The organism is Euzebyales bacterium (assembly GCA_035461305.1).
In the GTDB taxonomy this organism is placed as follows: domain Bacteria; phylum Actinomycetota; class Nitriliruptoria; order Euzebyales; family JAHELV01; genus JAHELV01.
The window spans coordinates 38,983-54,393 of the sequence record DATHVN010000090.1 but is presented as its reverse complement, the minus strand read 5'-3'; the positions used below and the strand labels follow the sequence as shown (position 1 = coordinate 54,393).

The window sequence follows — 15,411 nt, the reverse complement described above, 5'->3', positions numbered from 1 at the left end:
ACGGAGGGTCCGGCACCGGTGTACATCGACACGCACTGTCACCTCGAGATGGTTGACGGGGAGTTCCCCCGCGCCGTCGTCGAACGTGCCATCGACGCCGGGGTCGACACGATGCTGACCGTTGGCGTCGACCTCGCGTCGTCGGCCGAGTGCGTGCAGACCGCGGGTGCCGTACCCGTGGTGTGGGCTGTCGTGGGCATCCATCCGCACAACGCCATCGAAGCGACCGAGGCGGTGATCGGCCGCCTCGCGCAGCTCGCGGAGCATCCGCGGGTGGTCGGCATCGGCGAGACCGGGCTCGACTACTACCGTGACCATTCGCCCAACGACCAGCAGCGCGCGGCGTTCCGGGCACACATCGACCTTGCCAAGCAGCTCGACAAGGCGCTGGTCATCCACTGCAGGGACGCCCATGCCGACGTCCTGGACATCCTCGACGACAAGGGCGCACCCGAGCGCGTGGTCTTCCACTGCTTCTCCGGCGACACCGAGTTCGCGAAGCGGTGCGCCGCGAACGGCTGGTACATGTCGTTCTCGGGTACCGTGACCTTCCTCAACGCACCGGTCCTGCGCGACGCCGCGGCCACCGTGCCCCCCGAGCTGCTGCTGACCGAGACCGACGCGCCGTACCTGTCGCCGCACCCCCACCGCGGTGAGACGAACGAGCCGTCGCGGGTGTCGCTCGTCGCCGCCACGCTCGCCGAGCTGCACGGCATGACGGGCGAGCAGATGGGCCAGCTCACCAGCGCCAATGCCCGTCGCGCGTTCGCGCTGCCCGCGCCGGCCGACGCGGCGTGAACGGCCGGACCGGCCGCCTGCTCAGCGTCACCGAGCTGCGCGACCTGCTCCGTCGTCATGGCCTGGCACCGAACCGCCGGCTCGGTCAGCACTTCGTGATCGACCACAACACCCTGCGCCGTATGGTCGCCGATGCGGGCGTGCGGCCGGGGGACCAGGTGTGCGAAATCGGGCCAGGCCTGGGCAGCCTGACGCTCGCGCTGCGCACGGCCGGTGCGCGGGTGACGGCGATCGAGGTCGACGCCGGGATGGTGCGGGCGCTGACCGAGGTCGTCGGCGACGATCCCATGGTGCGGGTGATCCACGCTGACGTACGCGACGTCGACCTCGTCGCCGAGATCCCGGCTCCCGCGCTGGTCGTGGCCAACCTGCCGTACGCGATCGGCACGTCAGTCACGTTGGACACGCTGGCGCTGGAGCACTTCTCGCGGCTGCACCTCATGGTGCAGCGTGAGGTCGGGCAGCGGTGGACCGCCGAGGTCGGCGATCCCCAGTTCGGTGCGGTCAGCCTCAAGATCGGCGCCTACGCCGACGCTCGCGTGGTCGCGCGGGTCAGTCGGCGGGCCTTCCAGCCCGTGCCGGGCGTCGACTCGGTGACCGTGCACCTCGAGCCACGGCCGTGGGAGCGCGCGATACCGCGCCCGACGGTCGTAGCCCTGATCGACCAGGGCTTCACCCAGCGCCGCAAGCGTCTGCGCAACGCGCTCGCGCCACTGCTCGACACCGCGCGGGTCGACGTGGCGCTGGCTGCGGTCGGCCTGGCACCCGACGTCCGCGCAGAGCAGCTCCCGCTGACGACATGGTGTGAGCTGGCTGACGCGCTGCGCGACCGCCACATTGCCGACGGAGCGTCGCTGCCCCTACCATGACTCGCTGTCCACCCTGATCGACGCGGTCGCACCGCTCGGGCCACGACGATCACCGAGGTCCGGGAGTTCGCATCGGTGGCAGCCGAGGACATCGACGGCAGCGCGCTGCGCGTCCGCGTTCCCGCGAAGCTGAACCTGTTCCTGGCCATCCGCGGCCGGCGGGCGGACGGTTACCACGAGCTGGTCACGGTGTTTCAGACCGTCTCGGTGTACGACGACCTGCGGGTCGCGCTCCTCGGCCTCCCGGGCAGACGCCACCATCCGGCGGCCCGCAGGCACATGCGCGTCGAGCTCTGGGCCGATCCAACCCTGCCGCAGGGGCGTGACAACCTCGCGCTGCGCGCTGCGCTGCGCCTCGGGGAACTCAGCGGCATCGTGCCCTCCGAGAGCGGCACCGACCGTGACGCTGTCCGCACGATCATCGACCTCGACAAGCACATCCCGGTGATGGCCGGCATGGCCGGCGGCTCGGCCGACGCCGCGGGCGTGCTCGTCGCGCTGAACCGCCTGTGGCGCTGTGGCCTGTCGGTCGAACAGCTCCGGTCGGTGGGCGCCGAGCTTGGCAGCGACGTGCCGTTCTGCGTCACCGGGGGCACCGCGCTCGGCGCCGGCCGTGGCACCGACATCACCCCGGTGCTGGCGCGCGGACCGTTCCACTGGGTCATCTGCCCCGACCCCGAGCCCCTGTCGACGCCGGCGGTCTACCGCGCCTGGGACCACCGGTCGCGCCCAGCGGACACACGCGCCGACGAGGTGCTCTACGCGGTCCGCTCGACCGATCCCGGCCGGCTCGCGGCCGCGCTCGACAACGAGCTCGAGGACGCCGCCTTCTCGCTGCGCCCAAAGCTTCGCAGCCGCAAGCGTCAGCTGCTGGAGGCGGGAGCGCTGGCCGCGGTCCTGGCCGGCAGCGGCCCGACGCTGCTGGCGCTGGCCCCGGACGAAGCCGCCGCGCGCGCCCTCGCCCGCGCCATCGAGCACTGGTGCCCGCAGGCCATCGTCGCGACGTCGCCGGCCGGTGGCCCGGAGCTGTCACGCGACGCCGGGCTGTCCGACACGGGCCCGCTGCTGCGGACGTTAGAGTAAGCGCCATCTCTCGTGCGCGTGCTCCGCCGCGGGGGCGATGGGAGGTGGTGAAATGGCATCACGCCGTCCTTTGGAGTCGGAGTTGAAGGTTCGATCCCTTCCCTCCCAGCCACACCGAGCAGCCCGCTGAGCCGTCGACCAATCCGAGACAACACCCAAATGAGCCGTGCAGCCGTCGTCCTGGCAGCCGGAAAAGGCACCCGTTTCAAGTCCGACCTGGCGAAGGTCCTGCACCAGGTCGCCGGTCGGTCGCTGCTGCAGTGGGTGCTGTCCGCGCTGCGTCCTCTCGAGCTCGACCGTGTCGTGGTGGTGGTCGGCCACCAGGGTGACGACGTGGCCGCCGACGCCGCGCAGGTGCCCGGCCTGGAGCTGGTCACGGTCCACCAGGCTGAGCAGCGGGGGACGGGCCACGCTGTGCGGGTCGTGTTCGAGGCGGGTGCCCTGGACGGCATCGACATCGTCATGGTGGTCCCTGGGGACGCCCCGTTGGTCGCTGGCGCGCCGCTGGACCGGATGTTCGAGGTCCAGCCCGGCAACGCGGTGGCGATGATGACCACGGTGCTCGATGACCCCACCGGCTACGGGCGCATCCTACGCGACGACGACGGGGCGGTCCTACGCGTCGCGGAGGAGCGCGACGCCACTCCTGAGGAGCGGGCGGTGCGCGAGGTCAACGTGTCGATGTACGTGTTCGACACCGCAGCCCTGCGTCGCGAGATCGGACGCCTGGGGACCGACAACGCCCAGGGTGAGGAGTACCTGACCGATGTCGTCGAGCCACTGGTCGGCGAGGGGCTGGCCGCGGTGCGTGCGGCCGCCGCGACGGTGCGCGGCGTCAACGACCGCGCGGAGATGGCGGCGGCCGGCGCCGTGCTGCGCGCAGGCATGCTGGACCAGCTGATGCGCGACGGCGTGACGGTCGTCGACCCGGCCACGACCTACGTCGGCGCAGGCTGCGTGGTCGCGGCCGACGCCACGCTCCTGCCGGGCACCCACCTGGAGGGGGCCACGAGCATCGCCTCCGGCGCGGTCATCGGCCCAGACACCCGGCTGATCGACACCACCGTCGAGGCGGGTGCGGCCGTCACCTACACCGTGGCGTTGTCGGCGCACATCGGGCCGGACGCGAACGTCGGGCCCTTCACCTACCTGCGTCCCGGAGCCGAGCTCGCCCACCGCGCCAAGGCCGGCGCCTTCGTCGAGATCAAGCAGTCGGTCGTGGGTGAGGGCAGCAAGGTGCCGCACCTGTCCTATATCGGCAACACCGTGATCGGCGCCGGCTCCAACATCGGCGCGGCCACCGTGACGGTCAACTACGACGGCTACCGCAAGCACCAGACGACCATCGGCGACCGGGTGCGCATCGGGGCCGACACGATGCTGGTCGCCCCGGTCAAGGTCGGCGACGATGCGTACACGGGTGCGGGATCGGTCATCACCAGTGACGTACCGCCCGGTGCGCTCGCGCTGGAACGCAACCAGCAACGCATCATCGAGGGGTACGCCGAACGCCGACGGGCGTCGAACGAGACCTGAGGACACACCGCGATGGAAGTCGTGACCAAGAAGCGGATGCAGGTCTTCACCGGCCGGGGGTACCCCGAGCTCGCGCGTGAGGTCGTCGACCACCTGGGGATGCGCCTGGGCTCGGTCGACATCCACGAGTTCTCCAACGGCGAGCTGTACGTGCGGTACCAGGAGAACGTGCGTGGCAGCGACGTGTTTCTCATCCAGACCCACTGCTCGCCGGTCAACAACAACATCGTCGAGCAGCTCATCATGATCGACGCGGCCAAGCGCGCGTCCGCCAAGCGCATCATCGCCGTCTGCCCGTACTACGGGTACGCCCGCGCCGACCGCAAAGCCCGGTCGCGCGAGGCGATCACCGCCCGCCTGCTCGCCGACATGCTCACGACGGCGGGTGCTGACCGGGTCGTGTCGGTCGACCTGCACACCGGCCAGATCCAGGGGTTCTTCAACAAGCCGCTGGACCACCTGACGGCCCTACCCCTGCTGGTCAGCTGGCTCGCCGAACGGTTCGCCGACGACGACCTGGTGATCGCGTCGCCCGACGCCGGCGGCGTGAAGCTCGCCTCGAAGTACCAGGCGCTGCTGCCCAGCGCGCGGATGGCGTTCCTCGCCAAGACTCGCGAGGCCCACAACGTCGCCCGCACGCTGGCCGTGGTCGGCGACGTCGAGGGCCGTACGGTCGTGCTCGTCGACGACATGATCGACACCGCGGGAACGATCTGCGGTGCCGCCGAGGCCCTGGTCAACCGCGGCGCCGCCCGGGTCGTGGTCGCCGCGACCCACCCCGTGCTGTCGGGTCCGGCCTGCGAGCGGCTCTCGGACTCGGCCATCGATACCGTGGTCGTGACCAACACCATGCCGATCCCGGCCGACTGCGACTGCGCGAAGATCGAGGTCGTCTCGATCGCGGCGATCGTCGCGAGCACAATGAAGGCGATCTTCGAGGACGAGTCGGTCAGCGAGCTGTTCGACGATCGCAACCAGTAGGGTCGCCGGGGGACACTGGATGCCGGCGCGCACGCCCGAGCCAGAGGAGAACACGTGGAGCTGTCGCCCCCGCTGCGCTGGCTTGGCGCCCTTGCCGTCATGCTCGTCGTCGTGCTCATCGCCGTGCCGATGCTGCTGCAGACCATCGGCGACACGGTGGTGTTCGGCGAGGACGCGACCGCCGCGCCATCCGAGACCGCGGCGGCGCCATCGGAGGTCGCCAGCGGCGACGCTGCGGCAGACGAGGGTGGCGGAGGTGGTGGTGGCGGTGACGAGTTCCCCGTCACGTACGAGGTCGTGGCAGGCGACACCGGCACGAAGATCTCCGAGCAGTTCTACGACACGTCCGACGGATGGCCGGCGATCGCCGAAGCGAACGACATCGACCCGTCGGCGCCGCTGCGCGTCGGGCTCGAGCTGACGATCCCCGCGCCCGAATAGGCACACCGCTCCTCGCACGAAGTTGTGGCGATCACGCGGCCTGCCTAGACTGGCCTGTCGCCGGTGCCGGACGCGTCTTCGCTTGTCCGCACAGCGGATCTCGATCTTCTTCTTCCTGCAGTGACCAAGAGGAGTGCAGGCGATGGCTGACCAGGTGACGCTCACCGCGGAGGCGCGCGACGGCCGCGGCAAGGGCGAGGGTCGTCGCCTCCGCCGAGCTGGTCGCGTGCCCGCGGTCGCCTACGGCGCGGACCTCGATGCAACCCCGGTGTCGGTCGACGCGCTGGAGCTCTACCACGCCCTGCGCACGGACGCCGGGCTCAATGCCCTGATCCGCCTCGAGGTCGGCGGGGACACTCACCTGACGCTGGCGCGGCAGCTGCAGCGACACCCGGTGCGGCGCGAGATCATGCACGTCGACTTCGTCGTCGTCGACCGCAGCCGCAAGGTCACGGTCGACGTCCCGATACACCTCACCGGCGAGGCAGCCGGCGCCGACGAGGGCGGCGTCGTCGACCAGGTGCGGTTCGACGTGCCGGTCGAGGTCCTACCGCTGGAGGTGCCCGACAGCCTCGAGCTCGACATCTCCGACATGGGGGTCGGCGACGTCAAGCGCCTCGACGACCTCGACCTGCCCGAGGGCGTCGAACTGCTCGAGGACCCCGAGCACGCCGTCGTGTCCGTCTACATCCCGCAGGTCGAGGTGCCCGAGATTGAGGTCGCCGAGGGCGAGGAGCTCGAGAAGGCGCTCGGAGCCGAGGGCCAGCCCGTGCCGGCTGACGCGAGCGAGGCCGAGGCCACGGAGGAGGGTGGCGGCACCGGCGGCGGCAGAGACGAGTAGGTCGCCCGCACCTTCGTCGTGGACGACGAGCGCACGTTGATCGTCGGCCTGGGCAACCCGGCCGCGGAGTACGCCGGCACCCGCCACAACCTCGGTGCCGACGCGGTGCACCTGCTCGCCGAGGAGCTCGGCCTGCGCATGACCCGGCACCGCGCCGGTGGCGTCGCCGCCGACGGGCGTCTCGGACCCGACGGCCCGCCGATCACGCTGTTCGTGCCTGGGGGGTACATGAACACATCGGGCGGGCCGGTCCAGCGGGCGCTGCGCTTCTACAAGGTCCCACTGGAGCGCCTGGTCGTCGTGTATGACGACATCGACCTCGAGCCGTGGGTCGTCCGCCTCAAGCGCGGGGGTGGCCCCGGGGGCCACAACGGGGTGCGCGACATCATCAACCGCTGCGGGGGGCGTGACTTCGTCCGCGTGCGCATCGGCGTCGGCCGCCCGCCCGGACGGCAGAACGCCGCGACCCACGTCCTGGCACGCATCCCCGCGGCGCAGCGCGAGGACGCGCTGGCGGCGGTCCGCCGCGCCGCCGAGGCGACGCGCGACCTGGTGGCCGAGGGTCTCGAACCGGCCCAGAACATCCACCATGCCCCCCACCCCGCCTGACGCCCCCGTCCCGTACTTCGCTCCCCACCTCGACGTTCGCTCCTCACCTTTGGGCGTCAGCTTCGGGGTGTGGGTGATTGGTCGCGCTGCGTCCGCCTTCTGCTCCCCACCTCGACGTTCGGTGCACGAGGTGGGGGTCAGGTTTCGGGGTGGGGGTCAGAGTCCGGCGTGGGGGAGGTGAGGTGCGCGTCGATCGACAGGACCAGCAGGTAGCCGAGCAGGACGGCGACCTGCACCAGCAGCAGATACACGGTGAACAACACGACCCTGCCGACGTCCACCGAGCCGCCGAACGCGCGGCCGACCGCAACGCCGTAGCGCAGCACGAGCACCCAGCCCAGCGACATCCCCGCCAGGAACGACCCGGTCGCCAGCGCACCCCATACCGTCGCGGGCCAGCGCAGGCGCTGGACGGAGAAGAGCCGGTACAGCACGACGAGCAGGGCGGTCGCCGACAGCCAGCCAATCCAGAACGTCAGGTACACCCCGAGGACCTGCCCGATCGTCCCGCCGCCGAGCATGTCCGGTAGCGCGGCGACTGTCAGCAGGCCCGCGACCGTCACGAGCGGGAACACCCCCACGTACGGCAGCACCCGGATGCGCCCCGCCAGCGTCCGGTTCCGGCGCTGCTGGCCCTCCAGCACGTCGACGGCGCGCAGCATGCCCTCGCCGTACGTCGTCGCGGCGAGCACCGATGCGATCAGGGAGCCGATGCCCAGCCTCGGGCCGGCGTCGGCGAGGGAACGGATGATCTGCCGCACGCCCATCGTGGGTGGCACGAACGTCGCGAGGTCCCGCACCAGCATCGCGACGCGATCCGGGTCGATGACCAGGCCGGCGCCGTACAGGCCGAGCAGGAGCAGCGGCACGATGGCGATGCCGGCATACAGGGTCAGGCCGGCGGCCACCAGCATCAGGTCGTGTCCCGCCGCGCGGTCACGTGTGGCGCGCACGAGCGCAAGCGCCGTATCGAACCATCGAGCGAGCATGGGCCCATCGTGGCAGCACGTCCCGGTGCTGCCCCGACAACCGATGCATCCGCACTCCGGCGACGCGGCAGTGTGTCACCATTAGGGCCATGAGCACGCCCCGCCCGCCCCTGTCGGGGCTGCTGGACCACGTCCGTTCCTCACTCGACACTGACATGTTCGTGCCGGGTGCTCTGCACGTGGGTCCTGCGCTGCGCCCCCTGGCCTGTGCCCTGCTGAGCGAACGCGCGCGACCGCTGCTGATCGTCACCCCGACAGCCAGCGACGCCGAGCAGCTCGTCGACGGGCTCGGCGCGTTCATCGGCACCGACCGCGTCGCGCTGTTCCCGGCGTGGGAGACGCTGCCGCACGAGCGGCTGTCACCCCAGCCGGCGACGGTGGGGACGCGCCTGCGGGCGCTCGACCGGCTCGGCACCGACGACCTGCACGCCGTGGTCGCACCCGTGCGCGCGCTGCTGCAGCCGATGGACCCTCGGCTGGGGGAGCGGCGTCCGATCGTCCTGTCACCCGCCTACGACGGTGGCCTGGACCACCTGGTACACCAGCTCGCGACGCTCGGCTACGTCCGCACGACGCTCGTTGCCCAACGCGGTGAGTTCGCCGTGCGCGGCGGCATCGTCGACATCTTCGGGTCCTCCCACGACCACGCGTTGCGGGTCGAGTTCTGGGGTGACGACGTCGATCAGCTGCGCTGGTTCGGCGTGGCCGACCAACGGGCACTCGAACCGGTTGACACAGTCGACATCTACGCGGCGCGGGAGCTGGTCCTCGACGACGAGACCGCCGGCACGGCCCGCGCGCTCGCCTCACGCATCCCCGACCTCGCCGACCAGTTCGGCATGCTCGCCGACGGGATCGTGTTCGAGGGCGCCGAGTCGCTGATCACCGCGATGCATCCGGCGCCAGCGTGGCTGCTGGACCTGCTGCCTGCGGGTGCCGGCATCGTGCTGGTCGACCCGGTCCGGCTCGAAGGGCGCAGCGCGGAGCTGCGCGAGCAGGCCGAGGCGCTGGCGATCGCCGGCTGGTCCGAGGCCGGCGGCGGCATCATCCGCGACGACGGTGTCGGCTTCGGCGAGTACAAGCAGGTCACCGACCGCTTCGGCGGGGACCAGTGGACCCTGGACCCGTTCGGTCCGCCCGACATCCCGGGCCGGCCGTGGGACTCGTTCCGGGGCGACGTCGTCCAGGCCGCGCGCAGGGTGGCCGAGCTGTCGCGCGACGGCGTGCGCGTCGTCCTGACGACGCCCGGGCATGGCCCGGCCATGCGCCTCGGGGAGGTACTGCGGGAGCACGGCGTCGCAGCGCCGGTCGTCGCAACCGTCACCGACCAGCCCATCGCGATCACCGAGTCACCGCTGCGCGACGGGTTCGTCTCGCCCGAGCTCGGCGTCGCGCTGCTCGGCGAGTGGGATCTGTTTGGCCCCCGCCGGTCGCGGGCGAGTCGCCGGCTGCCGAGCAAGCGGACCGCGCAGGCCACGGTGCTCGACCTCACCCCCGGGGATCCGATCGTGCACGCCGTCCACGGCGTCGGCACGTACCGGGGCATCACGACCCGGCAGCTGCGCGGGCCGACGTCGAGCGTCGGCGGGCAGGCCGCCGGCCACCTGACCCGCGACTACGTGATCGTCGAGTACGCGGGCGGCGACCGGCTGTTCGTGCCGAGTGACAACGTTGACGCGCTCGCCCCCTACATCGGGGGCGAGGACCCGCGGATCATGCGGATGGGCGGGACCGACTGGGAGCGCGCCAAGGGCAAGGTCCGACGGGCGGTCCGCGAGATCGCCGGCGAACTGCTGCGGCTGTACCAGGCGCGCATGCACGCGCCCGGCATGGCGTTCGCGCCGGACTCGCCCTGGCAGGGTGAGCTCGAGCAGGCGTTCGCCCACGTCGAGACGCCCGACCAGCTGGCGGCGATCGACGACGTCAAGCGCGACATGGAGACGCCGGTCCCCATGGACCGCCTGATCTGCGGCGACGTCGGCTTCGGCAAGACCGAGATCGCGGTCCGCGCTGCAGCCAAGGCGGTGTTCGACGGCAGCCAGGTCGCGGTGCTGGTGCCGACGACGCTGCTCGCCCAGCAGCACGGCGAGACCTTCTCCGAGCGCTTCGCGGGCTTCCCGGTCCGGGTCGAGACCCTGTCGCGGTTCGCCACCCCGGCGCAGCAGCGCTCGGTCCTCGACGGTGTGGCCGACGGGACGGTCGACCTGGTCATCGGCACGCACCGGCTGCTGTCGGGCGACGTCGAGTTCGCGAACCTCGGGCTCGTCGTCGTCGACGAGGAACAGCGCTTCGGCGTCGCGCACAAGGAGAAGCTCAAGCAGCTGCGGACCAGCGTGGACGTGATGACAATGACCGCGACGCCCATCCCACGGACGATGGAGATGGCGATCACCGGCATCCGCGACCTGTCCACGATCGACACGCCACCGGAGGAGCGCCAGCCGATCGTCACGCACGTCGGACCGCACGACGAATCGATGGCCGCGCTGGCGATCCGGCGCGAGCTGCTCCGCGAGGGTCAGGTGTTCTGGCTGCACAACCAGGTGGCGACGATCTCTGCGGCGGCGCAGGCGGTGCGCGACCTGGTGCCGGACGCACGGGTCGAGATCGCCCACGGGCAGATGGCCGAGTCGCAGCTCGAGCGGATCATGATCCGCTTCTGGGAGCGTGACTTCGACGTGCTGGTGTGCACGACCATCGTCGAGAGCGGCCTGGACATCCCGAACGCCAACACGCTCATCATCGAGCGGGCCGACATGCTCGGCCTGGCGCAGCTCTACCAGCTTCGCGGCCGCGTCGGCCGATCGGTCGTGCGTGGCTACGCGTACATGTTCCACCCCGAGCGGCGGGCGCTGACCGAGGAGGCCTACAAGCGCCTCGAGACGGTGGCGACCCACACCGGCCTCGGCTCGGGGCTGTCGATCGCGCTGCGCGACCTTGAGATCCGTGGCGCGGGCAGTGTGCTGTCAGCGGACCAGTCGGGCCACATCGCCACGGTCGGCTTCGAGGCCTACGCCCAGCTGATGCGTGAGGAGATGGCGGAGCTGAATGACCCGGCGGCTGCAGCCCGCGAGCGTGCCGAGGCCGCCGAGATCACGATCGACCTGCCTGTCGACGCGCACCTGCCGCCGGACTACATCGCCGACGAGGGACTGCGGCTGCAGGCCTACCGGCGCATCGCCGGGATCCGCGACGGTGCCGGCGCGCGGGACGTCGCCGATGAGCTGACCGATCGCTACGGGCCGCTGCCCGAGGCGGCGAAGCGGCTCATCACCGTCGCCGCCCTGCGGGCGGCCGCCCGCCGGTGGGGGATCACCGAGATCGGGATCACGCCGCGCCGCACCGTCAGGGTCCTGCCGGTCCACCTCTCCGAGTCGCAGCAGGTGAGGCTTCGACGCCAGCGGCCACAGGCGCTGTGGAACGAGGCCGCGGGGGCCCTGGAGCTGCCGATGCCGTCGGCCGACGTGGAGCTGATCGGGTGGGTCGCGCGTGAGCTGAAGGCGGTCCTTGGGCGGCGCCGCCGCTGAGCCGAGCCGCTGCTCACCCCAAGGCCGTGTCTCCCGGCTCCAGCCGGCTTCAGCCGCGTCTGCATCCCGGCTCGCGGCGTGCGCTCGCACGACTTCGCGAAGCCTGGTTCCACGAAACACGACGTGGACCGGCTACGCCGGACAGATGTCCAGGCCCGGTGTGCGACCGTCACCGTGCCATACGAGGCGGGCGCAGCTGCCCTGGTCGCCGTGCCCTGGGCTCCCTGGGACGTTGGGAGTCGAGCGTCAGCGGGACGACCAAGCGCTCGGCCGGTCCGAGGGACACGGCCTACACTGACGCGGCACATGCGCACACAGGAGCGATCCGTGACCACGCTTGCCCGTCGTCTGGCCGTCGTGACCGTGGTGTCGCTGACCACGGCGTGCTCGCTGACGGGTACCGGCGACCCCGGGACCGCCGCGACCGTCGGCGACCGGTCGATCCCGGCAGCCGAGATCGACGAGACCCTCGCGTCGATCCGCGGCAGTTCGGCCTTCCAGCAGCAGGCCCAGGGCGACACCAGCGGGCAGTTCGTCCTCGACGCGCAGAACCAGGTCGTGACGTCGTTCATCCGGTCCGAGATTCTCGACGTCGTCGCCGACCGGCAGGACATCGCGGTGTCCGACGACGAGGTCGCGCGGGCCCGCGACGAGCTGGTCGACCAGCTCGGCGGCGCCGAGGCGTTCGAGGACCGCATCGCCGAGCAGGGCCTGTCGGAGGAGTTCGTACTGCAGCAGCTGCGCGACCAGCAGACGCAGGCGCTGTTGCAGGACAGCATCGGAGCGTCGGAGGACCTCGCGGCGTTCATCCGCGACGAGATCGCCGATGTCGATATCGAGGTCAACCCGCGGTACGGGCAGTGGGACGAGGCGAGCCTGTCGGTCGCACCGTACGACCCGCTGGCCGTCGCAGGCGGCGCCGAGGCCGCGGCGAGCGACGGCCCTTGACCGGCTCGGCGTCGGCACAGCCCCGCCTGGTCCTGATCGACACCGTCGACCAGCTCCCAGGACTGCTGCCACTGCACGCGTGGACGGCGCTGTCGGGCACGGACCTCGTCCTCGTTGGTGATGCGGGCCATCCGATGGTGGATCACCTGGTCAATGCCGACCTGCGGCACGAGGTGGTGCCCGAGCCCGAGGAGCCGGCGGCGTTGAGCCGTCGCGACCTGCTCAGCGGCGTCGATCCGCTGCAGCGCGCACGCGTCGCGTGGATCGTCGACCGCGTCCGCCAGGCCGGAGCCGTCGCGTACCTGTACGGCGCCGCCGACACCGAGGCGTTCACCCGGGCGCTGGGCATGGAGGCCGCGCGCAGCCAGGTCGAGGTCGAGGTCGTGTACTTCGGCGTGGCGCCGACCGGCGTCGGCCTGCTCGAGCTCGTCGCGGTCGAGCAGCGGCTGCGCGGCACCGGAGGGTGCCCGTGGGACCGCGAGCAGGACCACACGACGCTCGCGCGCTACGCCGTCGAGGAGGTCTACGAGCTGCTCGAGGCGATCGCGGGCGGTGACGACGACCACATCGCCGAGGAGCTCGGTGACCTGCTCCTGCAGGTCGTGTTCCACGCGCAGATCGCAGCGGACCACGGCAGGTTCGACATCGACACCGTGGCCAGGGGCATCGTCGACAAGCTGGTGCGCCGGCACCCCCACGTCTTCGGCGATGTGACCGTCGACGACGCCGCGTCGGTCATGGCCAACTGGGAGCAGCTCAAAGCCGACGAGAAGCCCGAACGCGCCGGTGTCTTCGACGGCATCGTCGAGGGCCAGCCGGCGATCCCGCTGGCGGTCGCGCTGCAGCGGCGCGCGGAGAACCACGGGTTCGCGTGGCCGGGGAGTAGGGACGCGCTCGCGAAGGTCCACGAAGAGCTCGCCGAGCTCGAGCAGGCCGCCGACGTGCACCAGGCGCATGAGCTGGGTGATCTGCTGCTGGCCGTGATCGCCGTCGCGAGGCAGCTCGACATCGATCCCGAGCTCGCGCTGCGTGCGAGCGCGTCGCGGTTCCGCGTGCGCTTCGCGCGAGCACTCGAGCTGGCTGCCGGCGCACCGGAGGACATCTCGCCGGCCGAGTGGCTCAGGCTCTGGAACGACGCGCGCGCCGACGTGACATGACCGGTCGGCCATCCCTGCGGTGACGACGGGAGCGCGTGCGCCGTGCAGCATCTTCACCGACGCGTGCGCGTCCCTGGGGGAACGCCACCCGGGTTCGACGTCATGAGATCGTGGGTGCTCCCCGCCCATGGTCGAAGGGAGTGACCAGACGGTGAGCGACGCCTACCCACGGCCCGGTGCCGACGAGCCGGCATGGCCGGAGACGGCCCGGTGGTCTCGGCTCGACGACCGGGTCCTACGGCCCCGCAACACCGGCGAGCCTGGCGACGGGGACGACCGCCAGGTGCGTGCGGTCCCGCCCGCACCACACCCGTGGCAGGCGGCCGTGGCCGGTGACGACCGGCACGCGTCGTCGTGGGCCGACAGCGCGCCGTCAGACGATCGTGCCACCTGGTCCGCAGCACACCGTGACGTCCCACCCCACGCACCGCCACCGCTCGCGCCGGAGCATGCCGGGGCGCCGACGTCCGCCGACCCGCCTCCGGCCCCGGACGCCGCTGCACGGGACGACCATGACGCACCGGCTCGCCGCGCACCCGACGAGGTCGAGCACGCGGTGTCCGTCGCGCAGCGGCTGCGGGAGGCGGTGGCACGGCTCACGCCGAGGGTCCGGGCGTCGGTCCCGCTGCGGACCGCGCTGTTCGTGCTGCCGCCGCTCGTCCTGCCGGCGGTCGCCTTCAACCTGTCGCTGGGCGCCGCGCTGGTCGTGTCCGTGCTGCTGCTGTGGCTCGCCGCCGCGGCCGGGGTGGTGGCGACGATGATGTTCGACGGCAGCGATCAGCTGGCTCTGCGGGCGATCGATCGGCGGCTCGACCAGCTGCCGCTCGCCGGCCGGGCGGCCGACGACGAGGCGCTCCTGGCCGTCGGCGCCCAGCTCGACGCGCTCAACGACCGCCTCGACGAGCTGACCGCCGGTTGGCACGGCGTCGCGGATCCGGCGATGGACCATCGGCCACAAGAGCAGTGGTCAACGTCGGAGGACGTGCCCCAGAATGACCGGTACGACCATGACGTCGGATCGGGACGTCACTGGAGTCCACCCCGATGGGAACGATGACCACACTGTCCTTCACGGGCGACGAGAAGGCCAACTCCTACCTCAGCACCAATCCGCTCGCGCTGCTGATCGGGCTGGTCCTCGACCATCAGGTGCCCATGGAGCGCGCCTACGCCGCGCCCTACGAGTTGTCCCGGCGCCTGTTCGCTCCGCTGGACCCGCGGACCGTCGCCACCCTACCGGTCAGCGAGATCGAGTCGTGCTTCCGGCGCCCGCCGGTCCTGCACCGCTCCCCGGGGGTCATGGCGCGCCGCGTCCACGCGCTGTGCACGTACCTGGCGGTGCATCATGGCGGTGACCCCGCAGCGCTGTGGGAAGGTGCTGTCGACGCACGGCAGGTGTACCGAACGGTGCGGGCGCTGCCCGGCTTCAACGACCACACCGCACGGGTGCTGATCGCCCTGCTCGGCAAGCAGCTCGGCGTGCGGCCCGCCGGCTGGGACCGCGTCGCCGGCGTCTACGCGCTGCCTGGCCACCGCTCGGTGGCCGACGTCGTGGACCGCGAAAGCCTCGAGCGCGTCCGGCTGTACACCAGGAGCCACACCAGGGTCGGCGCCTGACCTCCTGACGCGAGC

14 protein-coding genes and 1 tRNA gene are annotated in these 15,411 nt (G+C 71.6%); 14 read left to right on the top strand and 1 reads right to left on the bottom strand.

Annotation, left to right across the window (positions count from 1 at the left end; genetic code table 11):
- Window positions 1-18: 18 nt before the first annotated feature.
- The 9 genes from VK923_08670 to pth all read left to right on the top strand — a co-directional run bounded on the left by VK923_08670 (window position 19) and on the right by pth (window position 7,158).
- On the top strand, window positions 19-798 hold the full coding sequence (locus VK923_08670) for a TatD family hydrolase (protein HSJ44737.1): 780 nt from the start codon (window positions 19-21) through the stop codon (window positions 796-798).
- Window positions 795-1,667, top strand: coding sequence for a 16S rRNA (adenine(1518)-N(6)/adenine(1519)-N(6))-dimethyltransferase RsmA (gene rsmA / locus VK923_08665; GenBank protein ID HSJ44736.1), 873 nt, complete (start codon window positions 795-797; stop codon window positions 1,665-1,667). The genes VK923_08670 and rsmA overlap by 4 nt, the downstream gene beginning before the upstream one ends.
- Before the next feature lie 75 nt (window positions 1,668-1,742).
- Entirely contained in the window at window positions 1,743-2,750 is a 1,008-nt protein-coding gene (locus tag VK923_08660) for a 4-(cytidine 5'-diphospho)-2-C-methyl-D-erythritol kinase (protein HSJ44735.1), read from the top strand.
- A 38-nt stretch (window positions 2,751-2,788) separates the two neighbouring features.
- Window positions 2,789-2,862, top strand: a tRNA-Gln gene (locus tag VK923_08655).
- 47 nt (window positions 2,863-2,909) lie between these two features.
- On the top strand, window positions 2,910-4,286 hold the full coding sequence (gene glmU, locus VK923_08650) for a bifunctional UDP-N-acetylglucosamine diphosphorylase/glucosamine-1-phosphate N-acetyltransferase GlmU (protein HSJ44734.1): 1,377 nt from the start codon (window positions 2,910-2,912) through the stop codon (window positions 4,284-4,286).
- A 12-nt stretch (window positions 4,287-4,298) separates the two neighbouring features.
- The gene (locus VK923_08645; protein HSJ44733.1) at window positions 4,299-5,267 is read left to right on the top strand and encodes a ribose-phosphate diphosphokinase; all 969 of its coding nucleotides are present in this window, start codon (window positions 4,299-4,301) and stop codon (window positions 5,265-5,267) included.
- 54 nt (window positions 5,268-5,321) lie between these two features.
- Window positions 5,322-5,708 (top strand): LysM domain-containing protein, encoded by a 387-nt coding sequence (locus VK923_08640; GenBank protein HSJ44732.1) that lies wholly within the window; start codon window positions 5,322-5,324, stop codon window positions 5,706-5,708.
- Window positions 5,709-5,850: 142 nt separating this feature from the next.
- Window positions 5,851-6,549 (top strand): 50S ribosomal protein L25, encoded by a 699-nt coding sequence (locus tag VK923_08635; GenBank protein ID HSJ44731.1) that lies wholly within the window; start codon window positions 5,851-5,853, stop codon window positions 6,547-6,549.
- Between the two features lie 18 nt (window positions 6,550-6,567).
- The gene (gene pth / locus VK923_08630) at window positions 6,568-7,158 is read left to right on the top strand and encodes an aminoacyl-tRNA hydrolase (GenBank protein HSJ44730.1); all 591 of its coding nucleotides are present in this window, start codon (window positions 6,568-6,570) and stop codon (window positions 7,156-7,158) included.
- Between the two features lie 137 nt (window positions 7,159-7,295).
- Here the strand turns inward: pth and VK923_08625 are convergent, their stop codons facing one another.
- Window positions 7,296-8,147 (bottom strand): YhjD/YihY/BrkB family envelope integrity protein, encoded by an 852-nt coding sequence (locus VK923_08625; GenBank protein HSJ44729.1) that lies wholly within the window; start codon window positions 8,145-8,147, stop codon window positions 7,296-7,298.
- Between the two features lie 89 nt (window positions 8,148-8,236).
- On the opposite strand from VK923_08625, the gene mfd reads away from it, so the two are divergent.
- The 5 genes from mfd (at window position 8,237) to VK923_08600 (ending at window position 15,396) form a co-directional block, all read left to right on the top strand.
- Window positions 8,237-11,674 (top strand): transcription-repair coupling factor, encoded by a 3,438-nt coding sequence (gene mfd / locus VK923_08620; GenBank protein HSJ44728.1) that lies wholly within the window; start codon window positions 8,237-8,239, stop codon window positions 11,672-11,674.
- Window positions 11,675-11,980: 306 nt separating this feature from the next.
- Entirely contained in the window at window positions 11,981-12,622 is a 642-nt protein-coding gene (locus VK923_08615) for a SurA N-terminal domain-containing protein (protein ID HSJ44727.1), read from the top strand.
- Entirely contained in the window at window positions 12,619-13,779 is a 1,161-nt protein-coding gene (gene mazG / locus VK923_08610; GenBank protein ID HSJ44726.1) for a nucleoside triphosphate pyrophosphohydrolase, read from the top strand. The genes VK923_08615 and mazG overlap by 4 nt, the downstream gene beginning before the upstream one ends.
- 151 nt (window positions 13,780-13,930) lie before the next feature.
- Entirely contained in the window at window positions 13,931-14,836 is a 906-nt protein-coding gene (locus VK923_08605) for a hypothetical protein (protein HSJ44725.1), read from the top strand.
- Complete coding sequence (locus VK923_08600; protein ID HSJ44724.1) at window positions 14,833-15,396, top strand: HhH-GPD-type base excision DNA repair protein; 564 nt, start codon at window positions 14,833-14,835, stop codon at window positions 15,394-15,396. The genes VK923_08605 and VK923_08600 overlap by 4 nt, the downstream gene beginning before the upstream one ends.
- Window positions 15,397-15,411: the final 15 nt, after the last annotated feature.

Excerpts from the sequence above, each read along its gene's own strand:
- glmU (HSJ44734.1), top strand. The coding sequence starts at position 2,910 with ATGAGCCGTGCAGCCGTCGTCCTGGCAGCCGGAAAAGGCACCCGTTTC.
- VK923_08625 (HSJ44729.1), bottom strand. The coding sequence starts at position 8,147 with ATGCTCGCTCGATGGTTCGATACGGCGCTTGCGCTCGTGCGCGCCACA.
- mfd (HSJ44728.1), top strand. The coding sequence starts at position 8,237 with ATGAGCACGCCCCGCCCGCCCCTGTCGGGGCTGCTGGACCACGTCCGT.
- VK923_08615 (HSJ44727.1), top strand. The coding sequence starts at position 11,981 with ATGCGCACACAGGAGCGATCCGTGACCACGCTTGCCCGTCGTCTGGCC.
- VK923_08635 (HSJ44731.1), top strand. The coding sequence starts at position 5,851 with ATGGCTGACCAGGTGACGCTCACCGCGGAGGCGCGCGACGGCCGCGGC.
- VK923_08645 (HSJ44733.1), top strand. The coding sequence starts at position 4,299 with ATGGAAGTCGTGACCAAGAAGCGGATGCAGGTCTTCACCGGCCGGGGG.
- VK923_08600 (HSJ44724.1), top strand. The coding sequence starts at position 14,833 with ATGACCACACTGTCCTTCACGGGCGACGAGAAGGCCAACTCCTACCTC.